Below are 3,808 nucleotides of genomic sequence, written 5' to 3'. Positions count from 1 at the left end.
CCCGGCGGGCGCCGGGGTGCCGGCGCAGCGCGCGGTGGCGGTCGATCCGGCGGTGGAGCTGGAGCTGGCCCGCCGGATGGCCGACGAGGCCGACCGGCACGGGCATCAGGCGGAGCTGCTGGCCCAGCGGCCCGCGCTGCTGCCCACGTGGTCGCCGCTGGCCCGTGCGGTCGCCGTGTACGCCGGGTGCGGGGCCGCCGGCGGGGTGCTCGTGCTGACCTTGGTGCTCGCGTCCGGGGTGGGGCTGGTCGACGGCTTCACGCTCGGCGCGTGGATCTGCGCGGGGTTGCCGGCGGTGGCGTTCTTCGGTGGTTACCTGGTGCTGGGCCGCTGGGGCCGACCCGCCATCGTCGCCGGCACCCCGCCGCGGTACCTGCCGCTCGGGTTCCTGATCTGTTTCCTGCTGGTTCCGATGGCGTACTGCGCCTATCTGCTACTGGTCCGCGGCCTGCGCTGACCGGGGAATCCTGCTGAGGAGAGTGTCATGACCACCATCCACACCACGACCCCCGCCCCTCCGGTCGTCGCTCGCGACCGGAGCCGGGCCGGTCGGCGAGCAGCAGCAGCACTGCCACTGACCGGCGGCACGCCCGGCACCGGACTCGCTCCACTGTGCTCACTCGCGTGCCGTAGTCTCGCGTCCCGAGCGGTACCGATTCGCACTCCGTCCTCGGGTGGCCGATGCTCGGGAACCTCGGACCTCGATGTCTCGCGAGCGGCAGGTCGAAAGGTTGGTCAGAGAATTGCAGGGACAGACGACTAGCACCGTTGAGCCGCCGTCGGCGTGGGACCGGGCGGCCGGCTCGCCGGCACGCGCCGACGCTGCCGCGGGGGCGGCTACATCCCGCTCCGATCAGGAGTCGGGGCTGTCGGTCGTCGCGGCGTCACGGCAGGCCGGCCCCGGCGCGGTGGCCGCGGGGTTCGGGCTGATCGCCGCCGGCGCCGTCGCCGGCTGGATGATCTGGCGGAGCGGCGCCGCCGCGGCCAAGATCCAACCCAAGGACACCACGGCCGTCTTCCTCACCCTGCTGGTGTTCGCCGCGGCGGTCGAGCGGATCCTGGAACCGTTCTCGCGGTGGCTGCCGGGACGCGCCGCCGAAGCCGCGTTGGCGCAGACGGTGACCGACGTGAACGGCCGCGTCGACGGCCCGACGGAGGCCGACCGTGCGGCGGTCACCACGGCCACGGCGGCGGTGGCGCAGGCGAAGGCCAACCGCACGATCGTCGCGTGGGGGCTCGCGAGTGGACTGGCAACCGTAGCGTCCAGCGCCGGCGGGTTCTACGTGCTGCACGCGGTCGCGGGTTCCAACTGGAACGGGGTGGCGGTCTGGGTCGACGCCATTGTGACCGGTGTGATGGTCGGCAGCGGCACCAAACCGGTGCACGACCTGATCAACCGGGCGCAGAACGGGCCGCCGTCGGCCTAGAGCGCAGTCCGGGCACTCCCCGGGGCCGGCGCGCCTGCCCGCTGCCGATCCGCGTCCTGCGTCGAGGTGTTGGCGGCGTGCGCGGCGGCAGTGAGGATCTCGTCGCGTTCGCTGTCGGTGAGACCTTCGTCCTCCAGCAGGCCCAGCAGCAACACCGTCCGCGCGACGATCACCGCCGCACTGTCGGGCACCGGTGGGCGCTCCCCGAGTGCCGCCCAGACCAGCGCCTCGGCCAGCACCGGGTCGACGTCGCGCCCGGTCGCGTCGAAGCGCTCGCGGACGGACGCCACGAATCGGATCACCGGCGCCCGATCCTGTCCGGCGACGAACCGCCGCCGGACCGCCACCAGCAACGCCCCGGCGAGCAGGTCGGCGTACCGCCGCCAGTCCGCCTCGGCGAACCGGTGCAGTCGCCGTTCGTGACCGCGCAGCCGCCCGGTCAGGAGGCCGCGCAGGGCTGCGTGCGGGTCGGTCACCATCGTGTCTCCCTGATGCGCTGTCGTCGGCTCATCTTTCGGTGGCGTCGGCGGGCCACCAGGGCGCTCGCCAGGTGGCTACCTCGGGCGATGTCGTCGGTGCTGGTGCTGGTGCTGGCGGCCCGGCGGGGTGCGGGCGCTGCCGCCGGCTCGCCGACCAACGCCGCCACCGAACGGTCGATGCGGCAGCCACCGACCGCGAGTCGGGCGACGACCAGGTTCAACCGGGTGATCGCCGCCGCGAAGTGTCGGGCCGCGACCGCGTCCGCCACGATTCGGGTACGTCGCAGCCGGTCCTCGGCCGCCCCCAACCGCCAGCGGACACGGGCGGCCAGTGCGGCGGCCCGATCCGCGTCAACGCGTGCGGCCCGCAGGCCGGCGAGCAGTTCCCCGGCCGAGCTTTGCGGCGTGCCGTTGGCGGGCCGACCTGCCTCCCGATCCGTGGCCAGTCCGGCATAGACCAGGCTCAACGCCCGCCAGCACTCGGTGACCGCGTCCTGCCAGGGCAGCCGTCGCCCGGGCGACCCCGCCCCATGCAACTGCGCGCCGGCCCGGTCGGCTGCGGCGATCGTGGCCAGCCACGCGTCGCGCAGGTCGTCCACTGTGTCGGCGGTCATTCGCCAGCCTCCGCCGTGGACTTGACCAGGAGGGCGAAGCGCACATCGGTGCAGGGGTAGTCCGCGCCGCACCCGCAGACCCACCGGCGCACCACGCGGGGTGGATGGGCGAACAGGGTGTCGTCGGCATCCTCGACGTCCTGATCGGACACGAGGCGGTGGTGTTGTTCGGGTTGGGCTGGGGGTTCGCTCGGGCGTTCGTCGGGTCGATCGGGCATCGAGGGCTCCCGTCGGGTCGGTCTCCTTGCTGAGGTTCGTGGGTCGGGGCGGCGTGCGGGCACGCCCCGGCACGCCCGGCCGGACGGGGGGACCGACCAGCCGGGCGCTCTCTGCGCGGTGGGGAAGAACCAACTCCGGGTTTGCAGACCTGGGAGCCGGCTGAAGAGAGCTTATATAACAGGTCATGTACACGCAAGCACTCTCCGCACATTGCTTGCTATACAAAGTTGCTCGTGATCGAATGGCGGGGCAGACCTGGGAGACACCAATGCCCGCCAAGGCCAAGTGGGCGCTGATCGCCGACGGCATCCGCGCTCAGATCAAGTCCGGCGAACTCGCGCCCGGCGACAAGCTGCCCTCGACCTCCGAGTTGTGCCGTCGGCACGACGTCTCGGCGATTGTCGTTCGTCAGGCCATCAACGCGCTCAAGATCGAGGGCTTGGTGGAGGGTGTCGGTGGCGTCGGAGTGTTCGTCGCCGAGCGCTGAGCCTCGCGAGTTGCCGTCGACTACATGAGATTTTGGACCCGTTTCCGTTCGACGTGAACGGACAGTGTCCAAGATCAGCGGAATTCGAGGTCACGGCTGGGCAATCACCCGGTCGCGCTGGGTGCGCGGATCTCGTACGCTCCCATGTGGTCTCCGCCGGTGCGGTGGTGGAGGCGATGGTCGACCACGGGGAGGGTGCGCGTGAGCGCAGCACAGATCATCGCGAGGTTGGCGGCGGCGTCGCAGAAGCTCGACGAGGCGAAGGCCAAGATCGCAGCGGCAGCGCAGGACGCGGCCGAAGCTCGGGCACTCGTCGCGGGCGCGTTGGAGGGTGTGGCCGCCGGCCCTCTCATCGGCATGATCGACGCGTACCGGCAGGCTCTCGCGCAGGCATCCCAGGGCGGCGAGCCGGCCAAGCAGCACGTCCAGGAGACGATCGCCAAGGTCCGAGCGCTGGTCGGGTAGCCCCGGCGCATTGCTGCGCCGGGGCCCCCTCAGAACCGTGCGTGCGACTTTCACCGCACACGGCTCAAGCAAGCCCCGAGGGCGTTGGGCTGGGCGGGGTTGCTGGGCCGCTGCCGG

General features: G+C 72.1%; 7 protein-coding genes. 4 read left to right on the top strand and 3 right to left on the bottom strand.

Features of this window, described 5'->3' with window-relative positions:
- Window positions 1-457, top strand: a 457-nt coding sequence (locus tag F8271_RS30405; protein ID WP_151493233.1) for a hypothetical protein, incomplete at its 5' end; no start/stop codon positions are given.
- 286 nt (window positions 458-743) lie between these two features.
- Window positions 744-1,427 carry a hypothetical protein gene (locus F8271_RS30400; RefSeq protein ID WP_151493232.1) on the top strand — a complete coding sequence of 228 codons (684 nt, stop codon included), beginning with the start codon at window positions 744-746 and terminating at the stop codon, window positions 1,425-1,427.
- On the opposite strand, the gene F8271_RS30395 is transcribed toward F8271_RS30400, so the two are convergent.
- Genes F8271_RS30395 through F8271_RS32715 form a run of 3 tightly spaced genes read right to left on the bottom strand, consistent with a single transcriptional unit; the run spans window position 1,424 to window position 2,672 of the window.
- Window positions 1,424-1,906 carry a hypothetical protein gene (locus F8271_RS30395; protein ID WP_151493231.1) on the bottom strand — a complete coding sequence of 161 codons (483 nt, stop codon included), beginning with the start codon at window positions 1,904-1,906 and terminating at the stop codon, window positions 1,424-1,426. The genes F8271_RS30400 and F8271_RS30395 overlap by 4 nt on opposite strands.
- Complete coding sequence (locus F8271_RS30390) at window positions 1,900-2,520, bottom strand: hypothetical protein (RefSeq protein WP_151493230.1); 621 nt, start codon at window positions 2,518-2,520, stop codon at window positions 1,900-1,902. Before F8271_RS30390 ends, F8271_RS30395 begins: the two co-directional genes overlap by 7 nt.
- Window positions 2,517-2,672, bottom strand: coding sequence for a hypothetical protein (locus F8271_RS32715; RefSeq protein ID WP_192580529.1), 156 nt, complete (start codon window positions 2,670-2,672; stop codon window positions 2,517-2,519). The genes F8271_RS30390 and F8271_RS32715 overlap by 4 nt, the downstream gene beginning before the upstream one ends.
- Window positions 2,673-2,980: 308 nt before the next feature.
- On the opposite strand from F8271_RS32715, the gene F8271_RS30385 reads away from it, so the two are divergent.
- Window positions 2,981-3,226, top strand: a complete 246-nt coding sequence (locus F8271_RS30385; protein ID WP_151493229.1) for a winged helix-turn-helix domain-containing protein — start codon at window positions 2,981-2,983, stop codon at window positions 3,224-3,226.
- 201 nt (window positions 3,227-3,427) lie between these two features.
- Entirely contained in the window at window positions 3,428-3,691 is a 264-nt protein-coding gene (locus F8271_RS30380) for a DUF6244 family protein (protein WP_151493228.1), read from the top strand.
- The last annotated feature ends 117 nt before the right edge of the window (window positions 3,692-3,808 follow it).

It is taken from the genome of Micromonospora sp. ALFpr18c (assembly GCF_008868155.1).
In the GTDB taxonomy this organism is placed as follows: Bacteria; Actinomycetota; Actinomycetes; order Mycobacteriales; family Micromonosporaceae; genus Micromonospora.
The sequence above is the reverse complement of the archived record's forward strand: the minus strand, read 5'-3'. Positions and strand labels throughout refer to the sequence as shown.

Excerpts from the sequence above, each read along its gene's own strand:
- F8271_RS30395 (WP_151493231.1), bottom strand. The coding sequence starts at position 1,906 with ATGGTGACCGACCCGCACGCAGCCCTGCGCGGCCTCCTGACCGGGCGG.
- F8271_RS30390 (WP_151493230.1), bottom strand. The coding sequence starts at position 2,520 with ATGACCGCCGACACAGTGGACGACCTGCGCGACGCGTGGCTGGCCACG.
- F8271_RS30385 (WP_151493229.1), top strand. The coding sequence starts at position 2,981 with ATGGCGGGGCAGACCTGGGAGACACCAATGCCCGCCAAGGCCAAGTGG.